This is a genomic window from Haemophilus pittmaniae (genome assembly GCF_900186995.1).
Taxonomy (GTDB): domain Bacteria; phylum Pseudomonadota; class Gammaproteobacteria; order Enterobacterales; family Pasteurellaceae; genus Haemophilus_D; species Haemophilus_D pittmaniae.
Window position 1 is genome coordinate 286,935 of record NZ_LT906463.1, and the last position, 21,141, is coordinate 308,075.

At 43.3% G+C, this 21,141-nt stretch carries 21 protein-coding genes and 5 tRNA genes; 13 read left to right on the forward strand and 13 right to left on the reverse strand.

Annotation, left to right across the window (positions count from 1 at the left end; genetic code table 11):
- The first annotated feature begins 45 nt into the window (after positions 1-45).
- Positions 46-1,089, forward strand: a complete 1,044-nt coding sequence (locus tag CKV74_RS01390) for a glycosyltransferase family 9 protein (protein WP_095176641.1) — start codon at positions 46-48, stop codon at positions 1,087-1,089.
- A gap of 114 nt (positions 1,090-1,203) precedes the next feature.
- Entirely contained in the window at positions 1,204-3,045 is a 1,842-nt protein-coding gene (locus CKV74_RS01395; RefSeq protein WP_095176642.1) for an ABC transporter ATP-binding protein, read from the forward strand.
- A gap of 177 nt (positions 3,046-3,222) precedes the next feature.
- On the opposite strand, the gene CKV74_RS01400 is transcribed toward CKV74_RS01395, so the two are convergent.
- Both CKV74_RS01400 and gltX read right to left on the reverse strand, forming a co-directional pair.
- Positions 3,223-3,298: transfer RNA gene (locus CKV74_RS01400), tRNA-Ala, on the reverse strand.
- Between the two features lie 77 nt (positions 3,299-3,375).
- Complete coding sequence (gltX, locus tag CKV74_RS01405; protein ID WP_007241554.1) at positions 3,376-4,818, reverse strand: glutamate--tRNA ligase; 1,443 nt, start codon at positions 4,816-4,818, stop codon at positions 3,376-3,378.
- Positions 4,819-4,989: 171 nt separating this feature from the next.
- On the opposite strand from gltX, the gene CKV74_RS01410 reads away from it, so the two are divergent.
- The 5 genes from CKV74_RS01410 to CKV74_RS01430 all read left to right on the forward strand — a co-directional run bounded on the left by CKV74_RS01410 (position 4,990) and on the right by CKV74_RS01430 (position 6,294).
- Positions 4,990-5,065 (forward strand) — tRNA-Val (locus tag CKV74_RS01410).
- A 46-nt stretch (positions 5,066-5,111) separates the two neighbouring features.
- Positions 5,112-5,187: transfer RNA gene (locus CKV74_RS01415), tRNA-Val, on the forward strand.
- Between the two features lie 59 nt (positions 5,188-5,246).
- Positions 5,247-5,322, forward strand: a tRNA-Val gene (locus CKV74_RS01420).
- A 31-nt stretch (positions 5,323-5,353) separates the two neighbouring features.
- Positions 5,354-5,429: transfer RNA gene (locus CKV74_RS01425), tRNA-Val, on the forward strand.
- 79 nt (positions 5,430-5,508) lie between these two features.
- Positions 5,509-6,294 carry a glycosyltransferase family 32 protein gene (locus CKV74_RS01430; protein WP_007241836.1) on the forward strand — a complete coding sequence of 262 codons (786 nt, stop codon included), beginning with the start codon at positions 5,509-5,511 and terminating at the stop codon, positions 6,292-6,294.
- A gap of 66 nt (positions 6,295-6,360) precedes the next feature.
- Here the strand turns inward: CKV74_RS01430 and slyD are convergent, their stop codons facing one another.
- The 3 genes from slyD to rraB are packed head-to-tail and all read right to left on the reverse strand — an operon-like array spanning position 6,361 to position 8,180.
- Positions 6,361-6,996, reverse strand: coding sequence for a peptidylprolyl isomerase (gene slyD / locus CKV74_RS01435; RefSeq protein ID WP_007241770.1), 636 nt, complete (start codon positions 6,994-6,996; stop codon positions 6,361-6,363).
- 42 nt (positions 6,997-7,038) lie between these two features.
- On the reverse strand, positions 7,039-7,731 hold the full coding sequence (locus tag CKV74_RS01440; protein WP_007241850.1) for an SIMPL domain-containing protein: 693 nt from the start codon (positions 7,729-7,731) through the stop codon (positions 7,039-7,041).
- A 23-nt stretch (positions 7,732-7,754) separates the two neighbouring features.
- Complete coding sequence (gene rraB / locus CKV74_RS01445) at positions 7,755-8,180, reverse strand: ribonuclease E inhibitor RraB (RefSeq protein WP_007241530.1); 426 nt, start codon at positions 8,178-8,180, stop codon at positions 7,755-7,757.
- 224 nt (positions 8,181-8,404) lie between these two features.
- Between rraB and truD the strand changes: the two genes are divergently transcribed.
- From truD to nlpD, 5 genes are read left to right on the forward strand one after another with little or no spacing between them, the layout of a single operon-like run.
- Positions 8,405-9,418: a tRNA pseudouridine(13) synthase TruD gene (gene truD / locus CKV74_RS01455; RefSeq protein ID WP_007241548.1), complete on the forward strand. Its 1,014-nt coding sequence runs from the start codon at positions 8,405-8,407 to the stop codon at positions 9,416-9,418.
- Positions 9,418-10,158, forward strand: a complete 741-nt coding sequence (gene surE / locus CKV74_RS01460; protein ID WP_095176643.1) for a 5'/3'-nucleotidase SurE — start codon at positions 9,418-9,420, stop codon at positions 10,156-10,158. Before truD ends, surE begins: the two co-directional genes overlap by 1 nt.
- A gap of 30 nt (positions 10,159-10,188) precedes the next feature.
- Entirely contained in the window at positions 10,189-10,764 is a 576-nt protein-coding gene (locus CKV74_RS01465; protein ID WP_007241742.1) for a YqaA family protein, read from the forward strand.
- A gap of 13 nt (positions 10,765-10,777) precedes the next feature.
- Entirely contained in the window at positions 10,778-10,963 is a 186-nt protein-coding gene (locus CKV74_RS01470; RefSeq protein WP_007241713.1) for a hypothetical protein, read from the forward strand.
- A gap of 13 nt (positions 10,964-10,976) precedes the next feature.
- Positions 10,977-12,200, forward strand: a complete 1,224-nt coding sequence (nlpD, locus tag CKV74_RS01475; RefSeq protein ID WP_007241586.1) for a murein hydrolase activator NlpD — start codon at positions 10,977-10,979, stop codon at positions 12,198-12,200.
- A gap of 146 nt (positions 12,201-12,346) precedes the next feature.
- On the opposite strand, the gene CKV74_RS01480 is transcribed toward nlpD, so the two are convergent.
- The 7 genes from CKV74_RS01480 to epmB all read right to left on the reverse strand — a co-directional run bounded on the left by CKV74_RS01480 (position 12,347) and on the right by epmB (position 19,886).
- Positions 12,347-12,706 (reverse strand): diacylglycerol kinase, encoded by a 360-nt coding sequence (locus CKV74_RS01480; RefSeq protein ID WP_007241670.1) that lies wholly within the window; start codon positions 12,704-12,706, stop codon positions 12,347-12,349.
- A gap of 8 nt (positions 12,707-12,714) precedes the next feature.
- Entirely contained in the window at positions 12,715-14,949 is a 2,235-nt protein-coding gene (gene relA / locus CKV74_RS01485; protein WP_095176644.1) for a GTP diphosphokinase, read from the reverse strand.
- Positions 14,950-15,018: 69 nt separating this feature from the next.
- Positions 15,019-16,335: a 23S rRNA (uracil(1939)-C(5))-methyltransferase RlmD gene (rlmD, locus tag CKV74_RS01490; RefSeq protein WP_007241815.1), complete on the reverse strand. Its 1,317-nt coding sequence runs from the start codon at positions 16,333-16,335 to the stop codon at positions 15,019-15,021.
- Positions 16,336-16,374: 39 nt separating this feature from the next.
- A complete protein-coding gene (gene recO, locus CKV74_RS01495) occupies positions 16,375-17,079 on the reverse strand; it encodes a DNA repair protein RecO (RefSeq protein WP_007241723.1) in 705 nt (234 codons plus the stop codon).
- Entirely contained in the window at positions 17,079-17,471 is a 393-nt protein-coding gene (locus CKV74_RS01500; RefSeq protein ID WP_007241756.1) for an MliC family protein, read from the reverse strand. The genes recO and CKV74_RS01500 overlap by 1 nt, the downstream gene beginning before the upstream one ends.
- Positions 17,472-17,519: 48 nt before the next feature.
- Entirely contained in the window at positions 17,520-18,737 is a 1,218-nt protein-coding gene (gene oapA / locus CKV74_RS01505; RefSeq protein ID WP_095176645.1) for an opacity-associated protein OapA, read from the reverse strand.
- A 117-nt stretch (positions 18,738-18,854) separates the two neighbouring features.
- Complete coding sequence (gene epmB / locus CKV74_RS01510) at positions 18,855-19,886, reverse strand: EF-P beta-lysylation protein EpmB (protein ID WP_039847741.1); 1,032 nt, start codon at positions 19,884-19,886, stop codon at positions 18,855-18,857.
- 33 nt (positions 19,887-19,919) lie between these two features.
- Between epmB and efp the strand changes: the two genes are divergently transcribed.
- Positions 19,920-20,486 carry an elongation factor P gene (gene efp / locus CKV74_RS01515; RefSeq protein WP_007241760.1) on the forward strand — a complete coding sequence of 189 codons (567 nt, stop codon included), beginning with the start codon at positions 19,920-19,922 and terminating at the stop codon, positions 20,484-20,486.
- A gap of 124 nt (positions 20,487-20,610) precedes the next feature.
- Here efp and CKV74_RS01520 read toward each other — a convergent pair whose 3' ends face one another.
- Positions 20,611-21,114, reverse strand: a complete 504-nt coding sequence (locus tag CKV74_RS01520) for a surface-adhesin E family protein (protein ID WP_095176646.1) — start codon at positions 21,112-21,114, stop codon at positions 20,611-20,613.
- Between the last annotated feature and the right edge of the window lie 27 nt (positions 21,115-21,141).

Sequence of the window (21,141 nt, forward strand, 5' to 3'; positions counted from 1 at the left end):
CCATTCTACTTTAAAATATCAGCAATTCAAATGTCAGGAGGCCCTATGCCGCTTTTTACTCAGCCCCCAAAATCCCTCTGTATTCTGCGCCTATCCGCCATCGGTGATGTGACTCATGCACTTGCCGTTGTCCAACATATTCAACATTATTGGCCAACCACCAAAATTACCTGGATTGTCGGTAAAACAGAAATGGCGCTACTTAACGGATTGGAAGGTATTGAGTTAGTGCCCTATGATAAAAAAAGCGGATGGCACGGTATTTGGGGACTATGGAAATATTTGAAAAATAATAAATTCGATGCTCTGCTCAATATGCAAACGGCTCTGCGGGCATCTCTACTTTCCCTGGGCATTCGCGCAACATATAAAATCGGTTTTGGCAACAAACGGTCACGCGAAGGTCAATGGTTGTTTGTAAATCGACGTATTGAAGATCCAATTTCGCCTCATGTGTTGGACGGTTTTATGGCATTTGCCGAGTATCTCGGTATTCCGCCTGCGACACCACAATGGCAAATTCCACTAACTGATGCAGAGCGTCAATATGCTATGCAATTTATCGATCCTAAGCGTAAAAATCTGCTAATTGCGCCCTGCTCCAGTAAATCGGAAAAAGACTGGCTAATTGACCGTTATGCCGAAGTGGCTAACATCGCCCATCAGCACAACATCAATGTTATTTTTTGTGCATCACCATCAGAACGCGAACAAATGATGGTGAATCAGATTGTGCAAAAATGTGATTTTCAGCCAGTCAATGCAGCGGCAAAAACCAACTTAAAGCAACTGACTGCACTAATCGGTTTGGTCGATTTAGTCATTGCCCCGGATTCCGGTCCGGCCCATCTGGCTACCACCCAAAATACCCCAGTAATCGGGTTATACGCCTATCACAACCCACGACGTACCGCGCCTTATCATAATCTGGCTAATGTGGTTTCGGTGTATGATGAAAATTTATTACGGGAAACCGGTAAAACCGCCGCCGAATTGCCCTGGGCTACGAAACTGAAAGGCAAAGAATTGATGTCGCAAATTCAAGTTGCCGATGTGGTCGCTCAAATGCAAGCCCTAAAGCTTTTTTGAGCGGCTATAACTTAGTTGGATTGTAGGTTATAATGCGTTCGTTTTAAGACTGATACTGTCAGTCGCACTGATTTAGGCAACACTCCGTTGCCTTTTATTTTTTGAGGAAGCACTATGTTCGATAAAATTTTCTCATGGTTTGAATGCCGTCTCAATCCCTATCCGGAAGAGATGCCAAAGACACCGGAAAAAGGTTTATTTCGTTTTATTTGGTCCAGTATTGAGGGTATGAAGGGCTGGATTTTCTTACTTGCCCTACTCACCATCGGTACCGGTGTCATGGAAGCAGTATTATTCCAATTTATGGGATTATTGGTCGATTGGCTTGGTGCTTATAATCCACAAACCCTGTGGGCAGAAAAAGGCCATTGGTTAGTTGTAATGGCGCTACTGCTGGTGTTTAGTATCGGTTGGTCATTCCTTGCCTCTGCAGTCCGTTTACAAACCCTGCAAGGGGTGTTCCCAATGCGTTTACGTTGGAATTTCCACCGTCTAATGCTAGGACAGAGTTTAAGTTTTTACCAAGATGAATTTGCCGGTCGGGTGTCTGCTAAGGTCATGCAAACCGCCCTTGCGGTACGCGATACGGTATTAACTATCGCGGATATGTTCGTCTATGTTTCCGTTTATTTCATCACTTCGGGATTGGTATTAGCGGCCCTGGATGCTTGGTTCTTAGTGCCTTTTATCATTTGGATTATTGCCTTCATCAGTATTCTACGTTTGTTGATCCCGCGTTTAGCAAAAACCGCACAACGCCAAGCCGATGCGCGCTCACTCATGACAGGACGCATCACCGATGCCTATTCAAATATCGCGACCGTCAAACTCTTTTCCCATGGCGCACGCGAAGCCGCTTATGCCAAACATTCCATGGAAGAATTTATGGTCACGGTGAATGCGCAAATGCGTTTAGCAACCTCCCTCGACAACCTGACCTATGCCACCAATATTTTTCTTACGCTCAGTACTGCGATTCTTGGCGTGTACTTATGGCAAAACGGACAGGTTGGCGTTGGCGCCATCGCTACCGCAACAGCAATGGCATTGCGGGTGAATGGCCTATCCCGTTGGATCATGTGGGAGTCAGCCCGCCTATTTGAAAATATCGGTACCGTTAATGATGGCATGGCAACCCTCACCAAACCGCACACTATTTTAGATAAACCGAATGCCTTACCGCTTAAAATCCAGCGCGGTGAAATTCAATTCCAAGATATTTGTTTCGCCTATGATCCCGCTAAACCGTTGCTCAACCACTTTAATTTACACATAAAACCAGGTGAACGGGTTGGCTTGATTGGCCGTTCCGGTGCGGGCAAATCCACCTTAGTCAACCTATTATTGCGTTTCTATGAAGCACAACAAGGTAGCATCCTAATTGACGGACAAAATATTCAAGAAGTCACACAAGAAAGTCTACGTAGCCAAATCGGTTTGGTGACCCAAGACACTTCGTTGCTACATCGCTCGGTACGCGACAATATTATTTACGGCCGACCAAACGCTACAGATAAAGAAATGATCCATGCGGCACAGCGCGCCGAAGCGGCGGATTTCATTCCTTATTTAAGCGATAGCCAAGGCCGTCATGGCTATGATGCGCATGTTGGGGAACGCGGTGTCAAGTTGTCCGGTGGCCAACGGCAACGTATTGCGATTGCTCGGGTGATGTTAAAAGATGCACCAATTTTATTGCTTGATGAAGCAACCAGTGCCTTGGATTCGGAAGTCGAAGTAGCGATCCAGGAAAGTCTGGATAAAATGATGGAAGGCAAAACCGTTATCGCTATAGCCCACCGCTTATCCACCATTGCCGCCATGGACCGTTTGATTGTGTTGGATAAAGGACAAATCATCGAGCAGGGTTCGCACAGCGAATTATTGGCGCAAAATGGCTTGTACGCCAAACTGTGGAAACATCAAAGCGGCGGCTTCTTAAGTAGCCACGATTAAATGAAATCGATATAACAAAAATGGCCGCAACTGCGGCCGTTTTTTATACACGCAAATCGCATAAACGCCCTATCACAAAACAGAGTTTTTGCAAAAATAAGCGCTAAGTCATTGATTTTATTAGAGTTGATTTAAAAACAAAAAACGCACTACAACTGTAGTGCGTTTTTTTCAATTTGGTGGAGATAATCGGGATCGAACCGACGACCTCTTGAATGCCATTCAAGCGCTCTCCCAACTGAGCTATATCCCCAAAAGTGGCGCTATGATAAATTTCGGACAGCAGGCTGTCAATACGAAATTAGCAATTTGCGCTTGTCCGCCTAAAAGTTAAGCATTTTGCGCCTGAATGAAGGCAATCGCCCGATCAATGCGGGCTAATACGCGTTCACGCCCAATGCCAACTAAGGTCACATCCATCGATGGCGACTGTCCACTACCGGTCACAGCCACACGCAAAGGCATCCCCACTTTCCCCATACCGACTTCTAATTCAGCTGCAGTTTGCTCAATAGCTTCGTGAGTGGAATGTAGATCCCAGGTGGTCAATGCAGCTAATTTTTCTTTCACTTTTTTAAGTGGTTCAAGTGCTGCCGCTTTGAAGTGTTTTTTCACCGCAGCTTCATCAAAGCTATCGAACTCCTCGAAGAAATAACGGCTTGCCGATGCCATCTCTTTCAACGTTTTACAACGTTCGGCCAACATAGTCACGATATCGCTTAGCACTGGGCCATTTGAAGTATCGATACCTTGATTTTCATAATGCCATGCAAGATGTTTAGCCACATACTCCGGCGGTAATTCGCGCATGTAGTGGTGATTCAACCATAATAATTTTTCAGTATTGAAGGCGCTGGCAGAACGGCTAACATGATCCAATTCAAAGAATTCGATCATTTCTTCACGACTGAAAATTTCCTGATCACCATGCCCCCAGCCCAAACGCACCAAATAATTCACCAAGGCTTCCGGTAAATAACCGTCATCGCGATACTGCATTACGCTTACTGCACCATGACGTTTGGATAATTTTTGCCCATCATCACCATTAATCATTGATACATGAGCATACACCGGAATCGGTGCACCGAGGGCTTTTAGGATATTAATTTGACGAGGAGTGTTATTGATATGATCTTCACCACGCACCACATGGGTAATCCCCATATCCCAGTCATCTACAACAACACAGAAATTGTAAGTTGGCGAACCATCGGTACGGCGAATAATTAAATCATCCAATTCAGCATTGCTAATTTCAATGCGACCACGTACAGCATCTTCAAACACCACAGAACCTTCCGTTGGGTTTTTAAAACGCACCACATGCGGTTCGTCCGGCGAATGGCTATGATCACCTAAACAATGACGGTCATAACGCGGCTTTTCTTTATTTTGTTCTTGGTTTTGACGCAAATCATCTAAACGTTCCTTACTACAATAACAACGGTACGCCAATCCTTGCTCAAGCATTTCATCAATTACTTGGTTATAACGGTCGAAGCGCTTGGTTTGGTAATAAGGTCCATGCTCCCAAGGCAAATCAAGCCATTCCATGCCCTCGATAATGGCTGCCGTTGCCTCCGGAGTAGAGCGTTCTAAATCAGTATCTTCAATACGTAACACAAATTCGCCCTGGTTATGTTTAGCGAATAACCAAGAGTACAACGCAGTACGAGCACCACCAACGTGTAAATAACCGGTTGGGCTTGGTGCAAAACGGGTACGTACTTTCACATTAGGATCCAAATTAAACGGAGGAGCAATTTTCATTTCTATAACCTATTTATTGACAGAATATTGGCGCTTATTCTACTACGAGTTGCTAGATGGCTGAATAAAATTTAATTTTTTATGCCTATTTTTGCACCAACCAATGCGTTTTAATCAAAAAAACATTGACTGGAAGATCATTATTCTTATAATGCCTGCTCACAACGTTAAGGGCGATTAGCTCAGTTGGGAGAGCACCTCCCTTACAAGGAGGGGGTCACTGGTTCGAGACCGGTATCGCCCACCACTTTTCATCCAATGAAATCTTAACGTTGTCAGAGTTTGCACCTAGCGGGCGATTAGCTCAGTTGGGAGAGCACCTCCCTTACAAGGAGGGGGTCACTGGTTCGAGACCGGTATCGCCCACCACTTCTTTTGAAGTGCCCACCGCGCAAACTTTAAATTCCCTATTTAAATGCATCTTAAGTGGGCGATTAGCTCAGTTGGGAGAGCACCTCCCTTACAAGGAGGGGGTCACTGGTTCGAGACCGGTATCGCCCACCACTTAAGCATTTAAATCCACAGAGTATTCTGCGGGCGATTAGCTCAGTTGGGAGAGCACCTCCCTTACAAGGAGGGGGTCACTGGTTCGAGACCGGTATCGCCCACCACCCTTTCTTTCCAAGGCTATTTAATCCATTATCAGAAAATGATAGAGTACGCGCACTTTTGATTCATTCGGATTTCATTATGCGTGTTAAATACCAATCCCTTATTTTAATTTCCAACTCATTACTGCGTATTTTGGGCAATCTGGTAAAAATTGTCGGATACCCCATACATTGGCTATTGCCTAAAAAACGCTTTGTAATTCCGTCATTTAGTCCGGCTAAACGGCGTTCAACCAAACAATTAAAAATCAATCGGGTAATTTGGCAAACCAACTATAGTAATCGAGTGACCTTCCCAATTTATTGTAACTATCTGCTTAACCGCCTACTCTCTTTAAGTTTTGACTACCGTTATGTCAGCACCGAAGAACGCGAGGAATATATCAAACGCTATGCCGATGAGCGGACTTACAAGGCTTATATCCAATTAAATGATGGTGCAGCTCAGGCAGATTTCTGGCGTTTATTCACTCTTTATAACGAAGGGGGGATTTATCTTGATATCGATGGTCACTTGGTATGGTGTTTGGATTCAATCATCGAAGAACAAGACAGTGAAGTTCTCATTACCCGCCGTGGTCGCTACACTAATTTCTTTTTAGCAGCAGAAAAAGGCTCACCTTTCCTACGCGAGACCTTGGAGCTGATTGTTGATAATATTGAACAACGCCGCGTTGAACATGGCGTATTTACTTTGACCGGGCCACATTGTTTAAATGTCGCCTTAGAGGGAAAACAGGTGACTTCCCGTCGTGATAAATTTACCTGTGCACAAGGTACTTTTGCTAATGAATATTTTCAATATATGGATAAAAAGAACGGCAAATGGATCCATGCAAAAAATGAAGATTTACTCAAAAAATAAATTTCAAGAAATAAAAAAATGCGGCATAAAGCCGCATTTTTTATATTCGTAATAGATGCTCTAATATCAGTGACCGTGACCACCGCAACCGCAGCCACCATGGCCGTGACCATGTCCATGACCGCCACCGCAACAACCTCCGTGACCATGTTCATGATCGTGATCATGATGATGGTGACCATGACCGCCACAACCACAACCGTGGCCTTCTTCATCATCGTGATGATGGTGACTATGTGCACCATGTACATGGCCATGTGCGATTTCTTCCAATGTTGCTTCGCGAGTTGCTACCACTTCAACAGTGAAGTGTAATTCCTGACCAGCCAACATATGGTTACCATCAACCACAACTTCATCGCCGTCCACTTCGGTAATTACCACCGGTACTGGACCAATATCGGTATCTGCGAGGAAACGCATCCCCACAACAACTTCGTCAACACCTTGGAAAACATCTTTCGGTACACGTTGCACCATGTTTTCATTGTATTCGCCGTAACCTTCTTCCGGTTGTACACGCACTTCAAATTTATCGCCGACGTCTTTCCCTTCCAAGGCATTTTCCAAACCAATCACTAAATTGTTATGGCCTTGCAAATATTCTAACGGTTGGTTAGCCGGTGCTTCATCCACCAACACACCATCTTGGGTACGTACTTGGTAAGCAATGCTTACCACAACATTTTTTGCTACTTTCATTATGTGTCCTTGTGTAAAAAATTCGCGCTATTGTAGCGAAAATCAATCGTTAATCAATGCAATTCGCGCATTTATCCGCGCTTTCAAAATCTGTTTACCGGCCGGGTTGAAGGATGCTTCATCCAATTCTGCAGTATAGGCTTTCGCCCTCATCATCTCACGACGCTCCTCACTAACTGCCTTCGGTAAATCCAAATCTAAATCCACAACGCGATAGCCCTTCGCATTAAGACTTTTTTGAATCAACTGCGCCTTACTATTAAATTCCAATAATACCGCTTCAGTTAATTCATTTTCCAACTCCTTACGGGCCTCTTTCGAAACACTTGCGGACATATCTTCAATCGCAAAATGCTCGCTTAATTGATTAAGTAGCTCACTAAAGGCTTGGAAGTTTTTACTTTCCACAACCAGGCTCGCATCAACAATCCAACCATTTTTCTTACCTTGATTATTATAACGAATCTGACTATCGCGATTATTACTGCGCAATACCACCTCTGGCTGGGTTTTTAATAAATTTAATGCGCCCTCTACCTTTTCATTAATTTGCTTATTCAGCATGCCCAAATTATTTCCCTCAGTGCGTACATATAAGGTGGCTTGCAACAAATCGCGTGGAATTTCTTTCTCGGTAACTACGGTAAAATTCACATCGCTACGTGGTGGTTCTTCTGCTGCTAATGTACCTAATGGCAAAGCAGCTAATAACAAAGCACAATATCTTAATTTCATCTTATCCCCCTAAATTAATGGGATTAATGGGTGGAATGACGCAAATCATCCTCGTCATCATCAAAAAACTCACCATCGTCACCATATTCATCATCATCGGCATTAGGATCTTCAAAATATGTTCCCCAACCATCATAAATACCTTGGTATTTCTCCAACAATGGTAATAACTCCGCCTGTTGGGCATCAATAATTTCCGGTTTTAATTCCACTTCGCTAATGATGTCGAAACAGAAAATTGCCCGCCCGTCATCGTCTTCAAACTCTTCCGCTTCGGAAACTTCATAGCCCGCTTTAAAAGCCTCTACGGCAATTTTTTCTAATAAATCGAAATCATAATGCGCCACATGATGTTCAATAATATAAAGTGCCTCAGGATCGCTACCATCATTCAATAAATCACTAATGATTTCGCGGGTTTCGGCTTTTAATTCGGTTAAGTCGGTCATGAGTTCCTCCGATAAAACGCTATGCTGGCTTGCCAACTTTTTGCAAAAACAGCATGTAAGTCATTGATTTTATTAGGGTTGATTTTAAAACCCAAATACGCGTTAACGCGCGCGTATTGTAGGCTATCGGCAAGCAAAAGTCCTGTGTTATTTTGCCCAATTTTTTTGCCTTGCTGGGGGCTTCAAGGTACAATCGGCGTCCCTTTCCGATGAAATGACAACTCATGCAAACACTGCCTTTTTTTGCGCTTAACTGCGCCCCTAGCGAGCACGCCCGTTTAAAAGCGGAATGTGCTGATTTTATTGTGTTAGAAGATTTAGGTTACAACTTCAGCGGCGATGGTGAATTCGTCGTGGTGAAAGTGCGTAAAACCGATGTCAATACACTCTTTGTCGGTGAAAAACTGGCAGACTTTGCCGGCATTTCCGCACGAGATATGGGCTATGCTGGTCTCAAAGATCGACGCGCGGTGACCGAACAATGGTTTTGCCTACAAATGCCGGGTAAACCAACCCCGGACTTTAACCAATTTCATTTGGATGGTGTAGAGATCCTTGAAGTCGGCCGACACAATCGCAAAATTCGGGTTGGCAGTCTGCAGGGGAATTATTTTGAACTACTGCTGCGCGATGCCCGTCCCAGCAATGAACTCAATGCCCGCTTAGAGCATCTAAAACAGGGTTTCCCTAATTATTTTACCGAACAACGATTCGGCCGCGATGGTCATAATTTGACTCAAGCACTGCGCTGGGCGCGCGGAGAAATTCAAGTCAAAGATCGCAAAAAACGCAGTTTTTATCTGTCTGCTGCCCGTAGTGAAATCTTCAATTTAGTGGTTGCCCAACGATTACAAGCCGGCCAGATCGAACAGGTGATGCCAGGCGATATCTTGCAGCTTGCCGGCTCTCATAGTCATTTTAGTGCCGGTTCTGATGAAGATTTCGAGGCGTTACAGCAACGTTTAAACGACGGCGATCTGATGCTCACCGCCCCACTTATCGGTGAACCAAACATAGCCGCCGGTGAATTGGAAAATGCCATCGTGGCACAACATCAAGAATTTGCGCCATTGATGCAACAACAAAAAATGAAGGCGGCACGACGCCCCATGCTTTGTTGCCCAATGCATTTACAATGGGCCTTTGAAGATACCGGATTACGTTTAAAATTCTGGCTACCGGCAGGCAGTTACGCCACTGCATTGGTGCGCGAATTAGTGCAAATTGAGGAGTTATAATGCGAATTTTAATTAGCAACGACGATGGTTTTCACGCCGAGGGAATTCAAACTCTCGCTCAGGAGTTACGCAAAATTGCCGAAGTAATTGTAGTGGCTCCGGATCGCAACCGTAGTGCAGCCTCTAGCTCTCTCACGCTAGTGGAACCTTTGCGTCCACGCCATTTGGATAACGGTGATTACTGCATTAATGGCACGCCGGCCGATTGCGTCCATTTAGCCCTCAATGGTTTTTTAGCCGGGCAAGTAGATTTAGTCGTATCCGGAATTAATGCCGGTTGTAACATGGGCGATGATACGCTGTATTCAGGTACCCTAGCCGCCGCCTTGGAAGGTCGCCACTTAGGCTTACCGGCCATTGCGGTATCGCTGGATGGACGTCAACATTATGATACCGCCGCCAAAGTGGTGTGTGACTTGATTCCTAGACTACACCATCAATTATTACGCTCACGCGAAGTGTTGAATATTAATGTGCCTGATTTGCCCTACGAGCAACTCAAAGGTATCAAAGTCTGCCATTTAGGCTATCGTGCTTCCGCAGCGGAAGTCATTGCGCAAAACGATCCCCGCGGTGAAAAAATCTATTGGATTGGCCCTGCCGGATTACCGGAAAATGAACAACCTGGTACCGATTTTCATGCGGTCCAAAACGGTTATGTCTCAATCACGCCAATTTCAGCCGATATGACCGCGCATCACTCAATTGGCGCTTTACAAGACTGGCTGGAACGTGAATAATGTGGCGTTTTTTCACACAGAGATCTCATCATGAAAATTTTTGGCGCCCTTTATGACAAAACCATGCAATGGTCAAAACACCGCTTAGCGGCTTTTTGGCTATGCTTTGTCAGCTTTATTGAAGCCATTTTCTTTCCGATCCCACCTGATGTGATGCTGATTCCAATGTCTATGTCAAAACCGCGACAAGCATTTAAATTTGCCCTTTACACCACATTAGCTTCCGTAATCGGCGGTATGATTGGATATGCCATCGGTTACTATGCTGCAGACTGGGTAGAAGATGTCGTGGCCGCTTGGGGTTACCAAGGTCATTGGCAACAAGCTGTAAGTTGGTTCCAGCAATGGGGCGTACTGGTCGTATTCGTAGCCGGCTTTAGTCCGATCCCTTTCAAAGTATTTACCCTTTGCTCCGGCGTTATGCAAATGGCATTTTTTCCATTTGTGATTAGTGCCTTTATTTCCCGTTTTGCGCGTTTTATTTTAGTGGCCAAACTGGCGGCTTGGGGCGGTGAGAAATTTGCCGCGAAACTGCGTAAATCTATTGAAGTTATCGGCTGGTCGGTTGTCGTACTCGCCGTCATCGCTTATTTCATCTTAAAATAATTAAGGAAATTCCATGAATAAGTTTGCTTTTATTTTGTCTATGGTTGTTGTTTTGAGCGCCTGTTCAAGCGCACCGCCGAAAGATCCTGATGCATTACCGGATGGTATCATGCAACCGGTCGAAGGCACCGGTGCGATTGCCGGCGGAAGCTTTATGCCTGAAATTGAAAAAAATGCTATGCCAACCCAAATGAAATAATAAGGAAAAATAAATGAAGAAACGTTTTTTATTGTTACCGGTCAGTATTGCCATTCTGACTGCTTGTAGCTCTTCCACTCCGGCACCAATTCAAAGTGCTGATGGTAATCTTTCTCCAGGCATCATGCAGCCGGTAGACGGCGGCACTGCCGGTAGTTGGCAACCGGAAATTCAACAGAATTCCATGCCAAACAGCATGGGTTCCAGTGTGCCAAGTGGTACCCAAAACCCACAACCTAATTTCCAACCGACCTATCAGCCGGTACAAAATAACCAAGCCGCAGCGACTCAACCGACTTATCAACCAGTGCAAAGTGAGCCGGCTGCCCCAAAAACTAAAACCGTGACTAAAACGGTTTCCGATTGTAGTGGCTCTAAATCCGTTGATATCCCGCGTAACCCAAATACCAATGCGCCGGACTACAGCCAAATTCAAAAAGGCTCTTACAAAGGTAACACCTATAAAGTCAACAAAGGCGATACCATGTTCTTAATCGCCTACTTGTCGGGAATGGATGTAAAAGAATTGGCGGCTTTGAACAATATGTCCGAGCCATATAGCTTAAGTGTTGGACAAACCTTAAAAATTTCCAATTGCACAACCAAAACCATTACCACCACCGTACCGGTTAAAGAGAATGTGAACACAGCTGCAGCTACACCGGCTGAACCAGCTGTCACCTATACCCCAGGCGCAAATGGTACTCAAATCGGCTCTGATGGTAGTATCATCGGCCCGATTAAATCCGGTGCCGGCGTACCATCTGCCACACCAAGCGTACCGGTTGCTAGCCAAACAACAAGCCAACCGGCTAATGTCAATACCACCGCCGACAACGCGAATGTGGTTGCACCAATTGCGTCCAATGTGGCTTGGCAATGGCCAACCAGCGGTAACGTGATTCAAGGCTTCTCCAGCTCCGATGGCGGCAATAAAGGGATTGATATCAGCGGTAGCCGTGGCCAAGCTGTAAAAGCAGCAGCCTCCGGCCGTGTGGTATATGCCGGTAACGCATTGCGTGGTTACGGTAACCTAATCATCATCAAACATAATGATGATTTCTTGAGTGCCTACGCTCACAACGACAAGATCTTAGTCTCTGACCAACAGGAAGTAAAAGCCGGTCAAGAAATTGCTAAAATGGGCTCCAGCGGCACCAATAACGTGAAACTGCACTTTGAAATCCGCTATAAAGGTAAATCCGTCGATCCGACCCGTTATTTACCAAGACGTTAATCCTCAAACAAAAGACGGTCAAACCAATGTGGTTTGACCGTCTTTTGTTTGAAATATCAATGCGTTAATGCATTTTTATAACAATATTAATAAAATCAAATACTTAGCATTTGTTTTGGCAAAAACTTTTGTTTTTAAGGGGGCGTTTAGCCACCGATAATAACCCCGAGCCAAATCACTGCAGCAATGCCAATTGCTATAAAAACCGCTGCTGATCCCTGATCCTTGGCGCGACCAGATAGCTCATGACGCTCCGTACCAATACGATCCACCACCGCTTCGATGGCACTATTGAGTAATTCTACAGCCATAACCAGCAATACCGCGCCGATCATCAAGGCTATTTGCAGAGCGCTATGTCCGAGCAAAAATGCCAATGGCACTAAAATCACTGCAGCAAAGCATTCATGGCGAAACGCCGTTTCATGCTGAAAAGCACTACGTAATCCCTGCAGAGAATATTTGGTAGAGTTGATTAAATGGGTTAATCCCGTGGTTTTGTACATAAGGTTCCTTATAAACGTTTTGCTTCAATCACATCGTCAAGCTTCGCCAGACGCGCGAGAATTTTGCTGAGAATCTCAACATTTTGTAGCTCAATTTCCATATCAATGGTCGCGAGCTGTTTTTTGCTATCCATGCGACTGCTGACCCCCAACACACTGATTTTTTCATTGGCCAGTACGGTTGTGATGTCCCGTAATAGACCATTACGATCGCTGGCAACAATGCGAATATTTAGGTGGAAACCACCGGCGTAGTTATCCCCCCAAACCGACTCAACAACCCGTTCCGGATGCGAAGCCTGTAAATCAAGGAATTGTTCACAATCACTACGATGAATTGAAATACCGCGTCCCATAGTGATGTAACCGGCAATAGCATCTCCTGGGATAGGTTGACAGCAACGCGCCATATGGTGCATCAAATTACCAACCCCTTCGACAACAACATAGCCTTTTTTACCATTATCAGCTTTTTGTTGGGCAATATTGGCACTTTTATTGCTTACATGACGTAGAATTTCCTTATCGGCTTCCTCTGCGGTCACCTTGATTAATTTATTTTGTAAAAAATTAATCAGTTGATTGAGACGAATATCACCGCTACCAATGCCTGCATATAAATCCTCTAAGGTTTTCAGGTTATAACGAGCTAAAGCATGCTGCTCTACCTGTTTGAGGCTAATGTTCAATCGGTTAATTTCACTCTCCAACAGCTCTTTTCCGGCCGGAACATTTTTCTCCCGATCCTGCTTTTTAAACCAAGCAATGATTTTAGAACGGGCTTTCGCTGTATGGGTAAAACCTAGATTTGGGTTAACCCAGTCGCGACTCGGGTTTGGATTTTTTTGCGTAATGATATCAATTTGATCACCCATTTGTAGATGATAGGTGAAGGGTACGATACGTCCGCCTACCTTAGCGCCGATACAGCGGTGACCGATTTCACTATGAATGGCATAAGCAAAATCCAACGGCGTAGAACCTGTTGGTAAATCAACCACCTCGCCCTTCGGAGTAAACACATAAACCCGATCGTCAAATACTTGGCTGCGTAATTCTTCAATCACCTCGCCAGAATCAGTAATATCATCTTGCCATGCGAGGAGTTTACGTAACCAGCTGATTTTCTCTTCATAGGCAGATAAGCTACCGGTGGTACCCTCTTTATATTTCCAATGGGCTGCAACACCTAATTCAGCATCATCATGCATTTGTTGGGTACGGATTTGTACTTCAATCGGCTTGCCCCCTTTACCCAACACCACGGTATGAATCGATTGATAACCATTTGGTTTTGGATTTGCCACATAATCGTCAAACTCCTTTGGTAAATGCTTGAAATGGGTGTGCACAATCCCTAATGCGGTGTAGCAATCCTGTAAACGCTGAACAATAATACGCACAGCCCGAACATCGTAGAGGCCACTAAACTCCAGGTGTTTTTTCTGCATTTTGCGCCAAATACTGTAGATATGTTTCGGACGCCCATAAACCTCTACCTGATCGATATTCTCTTTTAAATAACCGGTTAACTCACTTACAAAATCTGCGATATAACGCTCACGATCCAAACGACGTTCATGTAATAGGGTAGCAATATTACGATACTGCTCAGGATGCAAATATCGGAAACAGTAATCTTCTAATTCCCATTTCAACTGACCGATCCCAAGACGGTTGGCTAAGGGGGCATAAATATTGGAACATTCCTTGGCTGCCAATACTTTTTCTTCTTCCGAACAACGATTTTCTGCATCGCGTAAGAAGGTAATACGCTCTGCCAATTTTATAATCACACAACGGAAATCCTCCACCATGGCAAGTAGCATACGACGTACATTATCGACCTGTAGCGCATTAGCGGAATGGCTAGCGTTTAATTGGCGGATGTTGTCCATTTCTTCAACGCCTTTTAATAATTTCACAATATTGGCGCCAAAATGATTCTGTAAATCTTCCCAATCTATTAACTGATTAGCGACGGCGGGGAGCAACATGGCGGTGACTAAACTTTCAGCATCCATATTCAATTCATGCAGAATTTCCACCATTTCTACACCTGAATGTAGGCTGAGCGTAGCATATTGCATTTTTTCCTGATGGCTTTCGATCAAGACTTTACTGTAATACCAGGCTTGAATAAGCAATTGCTCGGTCGGTTCGGCAAGCTTGAGACTCGAACACCATGATTCGATTACAAAGTCTTGCGGATTGAGTAAATGTGAGCCGCGCACTGCAACCATAATTCCCCCTTGTCATTGGATGTTTATACGACGATGTCCGTATCGTCGAGGTTGGACAGTTAAAATGTCCTAAGATTTGCTAAATAATGTGATTGATTCCAAATGTGCCGTATGCGGAAACATATCAATCATAGCAGTTCGTTGAATCCTGTAACCTGCGTTGCAGAGAATCTCCGCATCGCGTACTAATGTTGCCGGATTGCAAGAAACATAAAGTATTTTCTCGGCGTTTAAATCACATAAGGCTTGGAGAGCAAAAGCCGCACCACTACGTGGGGGATCCAACAAAATTTTATTAAAGTGCTCTCTAGCCCAAGGCTTATCAACAAAAGAGGCGCTAAGATCCGTTTGATAGAATTGAATATTCAGACAATGATTAGCGATGGCATTTTGTTCAGCCTTTATCACCATTTCCTGTACACCCTCCACTCCGACCACAACGCCGGCTAAACGGGATAACGGCAAGGTAAAATTCCCCATACCGCAAAACAAATCAAGCACTCGATCGTTTGCTTGTAACTCCAGCCAATCAAGTGCGGTAGTGATCATCTGTTGATTTAACGGCCCATTAACCTGAATAAAATCCCGAATATCAAATTGTAAGCGACTACCATCATTCAACTGATATGCGGGTTCCTCCCCATAAAACCGCTCTATTCCATTATCGCTTTGTAAGAATAAATGAATCCCCTCAACTTGAGCAAAATGGCATAACCGTTGGCGATCGCTAGCATTCAATTCCCGGCTATAGCGGAGTAACATAGCGATGCCATTATCTGCGTTCACTAGCTCAATATGTCCGAGTTGTTTAGGTTGAGAAAATTGACTTAACAGCGATGTTAATTTAGGAAGTAAATTATTCAGCGCAGGCTCTGTAACTAAACACTGCTGAATAGCCACTAACTGATTAGAGTTTTTCTGACGAAACCCCATATCAAGGCACTTATTCTTGGCATTCCATAGCAGACTTAAGCGTATTCTGCGACGATACCCCCATTGCGCCCCCGAAATCATCGGCATCAACTCAATGGGCTCGCGCTGCAATTTACTCAAACGAGAAAATAAGGCTTTTTGCTTAGCCTGACACTGCATTTCAAGAGGGATATGTTGCCCTTGGCAACCGCCACAATACTTGTAATAACCACAGGCAGGAGTTAAGCGTTGTGTATTCTTTTGCAACCATTTTTGAGCTACGGCCAAACCATATTGACGTTTTTCCTCGGTCACCCGCGCTATTACTTTTTCTCCCGGCAAAGCATTTTCAATAAACCAAGTTTTGCCGTTAACTTTTGCAACACCTAATCCTTGATAATCTAAATCAAGAATTTCAGCTGTAATTGTATGGATGGTTTGAGGTTTCTTTTGGGGAGCGTAAAGTAAGGCCATGACATGATTTCTTATTATTGTTCGAATAAAGAGAGCGGATTATTTCAAATAAAGTATATTTTGCGTAAATAACTCACGACTTTTTAGTGGTTTATCACCTAAATAAGGTTTTAATGCCTGTCGGGTAAAACGTTTGGCAGCCGGTAAAACCGATGCATCGGAAAAATCTAAAGCAGCAAAAGCCAATAACTCCTTACCGTAAAAGGCCGTGTTATCCCGTACCAATGAAGCAATAAACCCTTGTTCAGGACGATAACGATAAGTCATCGTTGGTTCAACAACAGCGCCGCTTCCCGCACAATGGGTAAAATCAACACCGTAACCCAAAATTTGTAATAGTTGAAACTCAAATCGACGCAATACTGGCTCAATATTAGTTTGTGATGCCAAGCCCGTCAAACAAGCGATATAGTATTGAAATAGCTGCGGTTGTGCCGTTTCTGCCTCAAGCACCCGAGTGATCAATTCGTTCACATAGAAACCGCTATAAAGCGCAGTTTGTTCTAAGGGAAGACTGATTGCAGCAGACTCCGCGTGAGTTAAAACTTTTAATGCTCCTTTTCCGCTCCAACGTAATAATAATGGTGTAAATGGTTGCAGCACCGACTTCCAAGCCGAACGTTTGGCTCTTGCCCCCTTGGCTAAAACACTCAGACGTCCACTTTCTTCGGTAAACACGTCAAGCAATAAACTGCTTTCACTATAAGGCCGACGATGAAGAACAAAACCTCGTTGTAATTCCATTAATTGGTATTGATCTCACTACGTTGCAATACACATTGCTCAGCAAGCACAACGCCCACAGATGTGGTTAAAGAACTATAGTCATCCCTTTGTGACCAGTTCCAACGAACATTACTGTAGTTTTGGCCACGCTCGGAAATACCTAACAATAATTTTTCAGAAATCTCATTAAAAGTCACCGTCACTTGGCTGAGCTTTTTAGTATTCTTTCCCCTTATTTTATTTTGCACCACACGAACGGTTTTTCCGCCCTTGCATAAATACACATTTGCTTTACCATTTTGTGAAAGCTTATCAATCGAAACTTTACGTTTCGGCGGGGAAGTTAATGATTGGTGCGTACAACCACAAAATAGCAATGCAGTTGAAATTAACAAAACCTTGCGCAGCATCACGTCTCCTTATGCCATATAAAAAGGGGCGATTGCTCGCCCTTTTCACTATTTTTTATACTGGTAAGTACCATTCGCCTGACGAATGAATCTTGTACCATTCGATAAACGTAGTTCACTCACTCTTCCTTGCCCATCGAGGGAAACCTGTACTTTATCACCAGGTTTGAAATTACTAAGCGCATTCCCTGCACCGCTAGCTTTAGTCATAGCATTTACATCCGCAATATTCAGTTTGTTATCACGGAATACTTGCATTAATGATACCCCTTGTGGAACCGTTAGGGTTTTACTTGTTCCATTAGTAGCAGCCTGAGTAACTGTAGGCTTAGATTCTTGAATCTTAGCCGAAGATTCTTTTTTCATTACTGGAGCTGTTGCAGCCGTTTTTTCCGTTGTCGGCTTGGCATTCTTTTTCTCCTGAGACGTCACCGCGTGTTCACGATGTGATTCAACTTTACGTTCAATCGGAGCTGTTTGTTTTTCTACCGCCGGAGTATGTTTAGGGGATTCCTTAACTGTTGTTTGCGCCACTGGAGCTTGTGTTGGCTGGCTCGGTTGTTGCATTGTTGGGCTTTGAGTTTCAACCGTTTGAGGGTTTACTGTTTCGTTTTTAGCCTCACTATTTCCCACATACTCCATTGCCGGGGGAACATCAGATTTAGTTTGTTCCGCAGAAGCAGGAGCAGTCGTTGCATTATCTAAAATACTAGTTTCTACCGGTTGGGATTGATCCAAGGATTGAAATTGCACCGGAATCTCATTGGTATTTTGCTGTTCAAAGGACTCCACCGTATCTGAGCTTGGTTTCAAGCTAAAGAATACAATGAGCAATATTACCAAGCCTAAAATAGCAATAAATAGACGGCGATGTTTTTCTGGAAGAATTTGTAATACTTTCCATTTTTCCGGCTGTTTTAAGTTATCAACCTTATTAGCATTGGACGCTGCAGCCACAAATGGGGCACTTTGTTGTGCAACCTGTTGATGTTCTTCTGCATCAATGAATTCTTCTTTTTGCTCTAAAGGTTGTTCCTCAAAAGGAGATGTTTGCAATGTTTGAGGTTGCTCGCTCTGTGTACCAAATGTAGGTTCTTTACGGACATGGAATTGAGTTTGAGCCTGTTCTTTCTTAGCAAAAAGACCTTTAGCCTTATCAAGCAATGAGCCTGCACCTTGTGCATTTTTGCTGTCCGTATTATGTAAACCTAAATCTAATTCATTTTGAGATTGGTCATTTTGTTGGTTTCCATTATGAGAATCCACGATATACCTCTTACTTGCTAAACTATTTATTAACGATAACCGACCAATTGAAATGCAACTTATTAACACAAAAATGACTAAGCGTTTTCTATTGGTTTTGACATGAAAAATTTCGCGCTATTCTAGCGGATATTGGTCACCGTATAAAGTTTTATTTGGCTCTCCTGCTATCTCTCGGGCAAGCTTGGGTACCAAATATCCGGAAGTTTTCGCCTGTAATTGCCGATAAATATAAAGAGCCTGTTCATCGGGAATATAGAAATGTGCAGCCCCTTGCACTTTATCCAATAAATGCAGGTAATAAGGAAGAATGCCACTTTGAAATAATTTATCACTCAATGACTTTAAAATTATAGGATCATCATTGATCCTTCTGAGTAAGACAGATTGGTTTAACAACGTTACATTCGCGTCCCTTAACTTTTGCATTGCCAATGTAAAATATTCATCAATCTCATTTGGATGATTAATATGGGTGACTAACACCACCTGAAAGCGACTATTTTTCAATAAACTACAAAATGTTGCCGTAATCCGTTGTGGAATAACCACAGGTAAACGACTATGAATACGGATACGTTGCACATGAGGTATCAATTCTAAAGATGCAAGAAGCCATCGCCATTCACTATCTTTAGCCATAAGAGGATCTCCACCAGAAAAAATCACCTCCTCAATCTCATCATGCTGAGCAATATAATCTAACGCTCTTTGCCAACTGCGTTTATTCCCCGGATTTTGTTCATAAGGGAAATGACGACGGAAACAATAACGACAATTTATGGCACATCCGCCTTTAAGCATAAAAAGGAGACGATTATGATACTTGTGCAAAATATTTGGAATTGCATTAGCCTGATTTTCAGATAATGGATCCTGGGTAAAACCAACAACGTCGGAAAACTCCTCTGCGCCGGTCATAACTTGTAAAAAAAGTGGATCTTGAGGATTACCAATTTCCATCTTTTCAATAAAGGGAGTAGGGACTCGCATTGCAAATAATTGGCGAGCCTTTATATCTTCAAGAAAATAGGATTCAGAAAGATTGAGTCTTTTGAGTAATAAAATAGGATCAGAAACGGCATTTTTTAAAATATCGAGCCAATTTTGTTCTTCTCTCTCCGCGATGTTTTGGGTTAGAATGTGCACCTTTAAAAAACCATTCTTAGGATAATTCAAATTATGGCTACATATACTACCAGTGATTTCAAACCGGGTCTAAAATTTATGCAAGACGGCGAGCCTTGCGTTATTGTTGAAAATGAATTCGTCAAACCGGGTAAAGGGCAAGCATTCACCCGCACCCGTATTCGTAAATTAATTTCAGGCAAAGTATTAGATGTCAACTTCAAATCCGGTACTTCAGTTGAAGCAGCTGATGTTATGGATCTTAACCTGACTTATTCATACAAGGATGATGCATTCTGGTACTTCATGCACCCTGAAACATTTGAACAATATTCTGCTGATGCGAAAGCAGTTGGTGATGCAGAAAAATGGCTATTAGACCAAGCAGATTGTATCGTAACTTTATGGAACGGTGCGCCAATCAGCATTACTCCACCAAACTTCGTAGAACTAGAAATCATCGACACCGACCCTGGTCTTAAAGGCGATACTGCAGGCACAGGCGGTAAACCAGCCACATTAAGTACTGGCGCAGTAGTGAAAGTACCTCTCTTTGTTCAAATTGGCGAAGTAATCAAAGTAGATACTCGCTCAGGCGAATACGTTTCTCGTGTGAAATAATTTTTCATAGTAATCTGTAAAAAACGGTCAATATTTGATAAATATTGACCGTTTTTTATCATCTGCCTATAACTACTTAATTAAGCATAAAAAATGCGGTTATTTCTAACCGCACTTTGATTGATTATTTCACTTGTGAGCCTTCTAACTCTAAAGAAGGCTTTCTATCTGAATTCACACAAATAATTTGAGCGGCAGCATAAAGCGTCGTATTCGGTTTTAAGCTAATGGAATATTTTTCCTGTTTTTTCGGTGCTGCACGCAAACCTTCGCCCCAAAAGTCATCATAAAAATCTGTACGAACCTGAGTTAAGTGGAAATTCTTACAGTTTAGGATTTTATATTGGCGAACGGAACGCGCATAACGTCTTGTTTCTTTTGGATACACATATAAACCCTTATCCAAATTCACCACTGCATCAAAATGCACTTGATTTAAATCTTGGTTATCCACCCAGATAGAACTAGTATCAATATAGTAGTTTTTATCTTTTACTAACCGAACATAGCCTTCTCTATCTTTAGAGGGAGGGCTTAATGTCACCTCTTCTTGTGGAAGGGGGGATTGAACAGCAGAACAACCTGCTAAAAGGGCTACACCTAAAAATGTGAATACCAATTTTTTCATTTTTCTCTCCTTAAAGCTCATTCCCAA

Bases quoted from the DNA above. Each gene is read 5' to 3' on its own strand.
- CKV74_RS01390 (WP_095176641.1), top strand. From the start codon at position 46: ATGCCGCTTTTTACTCAGCCCCCAAAATCCCTCTGTATTCTGCGCCTA.
- CKV74_RS01395 (WP_095176642.1), top strand. From the start codon at position 1,204: ATGTTCGATAAAATTTTCTCATGGTTTGAATGCCGTCTCAATCCCTAT.
- gltX (WP_007241554.1), bottom strand. From the start codon at position 4,818: ATGAAAATTGCTCCTCCGTTTAATTTGGATCCTAATGTGAAAGTACGT.
- CKV74_RS01430 (WP_007241836.1), top strand. From the start codon at position 5,509: ATGCGTGTTAAATACCAATCCCTTATTTTAATTTCCAACTCATTACTG.
- slyD (WP_007241770.1), bottom strand. From the start codon at position 6,996: ATGAAAGTAGCAAAAAATGTTGTGGTAAGCATTGCTTACCAAGTACGT.
- CKV74_RS01440 (WP_007241850.1), bottom strand. From the start codon at position 7,731: ATGAAATTAAGATATTGTGCTTTGTTATTAGCTGCTTTGCCATTAGGT.
- rraB (WP_007241530.1), bottom strand. From the start codon at position 8,180: ATGACCGACTTAACCGAATTAAAAGCCGAAACCCGCGAAATCATTAGT.
- truD (WP_007241548.1), top strand. From the start codon at position 8,405: ATGCAAACACTGCCTTTTTTTGCGCTTAACTGCGCCCCTAGCGAGCAC.
- surE (WP_095176643.1), top strand. From the start codon at position 9,418: ATGCGAATTTTAATTAGCAACGACGATGGTTTTCACGCCGAGGGAATT.
- CKV74_RS01465 (WP_007241742.1), top strand. From the start codon at position 10,189: ATGAAAATTTTTGGCGCCCTTTATGACAAAACCATGCAATGGTCAAAA.
- CKV74_RS01470 (WP_007241713.1), top strand. From the start codon at position 10,778: ATGAATAAGTTTGCTTTTATTTTGTCTATGGTTGTTGTTTTGAGCGCC.
- nlpD (WP_007241586.1), top strand. From the start codon at position 10,977: ATGAAGAAACGTTTTTTATTGTTACCGGTCAGTATTGCCATTCTGACT.
- CKV74_RS01480 (WP_007241670.1), bottom strand. From the start codon at position 12,706: ATGTACAAAACCACGGGATTAACCCATTTAATCAACTCTACCAAATAT.
- relA (WP_095176644.1), bottom strand. From the start codon at position 14,949: ATGGTTGCAGTGCGCGGCTCACATTTACTCAATCCGCAAGACTTTGTA.
- rlmD (WP_007241815.1), bottom strand. From the start codon at position 16,335: ATGGCCTTACTTTACGCTCCCCAAAAGAAACCTCAAACCATCCATACA.
- recO (WP_007241723.1), bottom strand. From the start codon at position 17,079: ATGGAATTACAACGAGGTTTTGTTCTTCATCGTCGGCCTTATAGTGAA.
- CKV74_RS01500 (WP_007241756.1), bottom strand. From the start codon at position 17,471: ATGCTGCGCAAGGTTTTGTTAATTTCAACTGCATTGCTATTTTGTGGT.
- efp (WP_007241760.1), top strand. From the start codon at position 19,920: ATGGCTACATATACTACCAGTGATTTCAAACCGGGTCTAAAATTTATG.
- CKV74_RS01520 (WP_095176646.1), bottom strand. From the start codon at position 21,114: ATGAAAAAATTGGTATTCACATTTTTAGGTGTAGCCCTTTTAGCAGGT.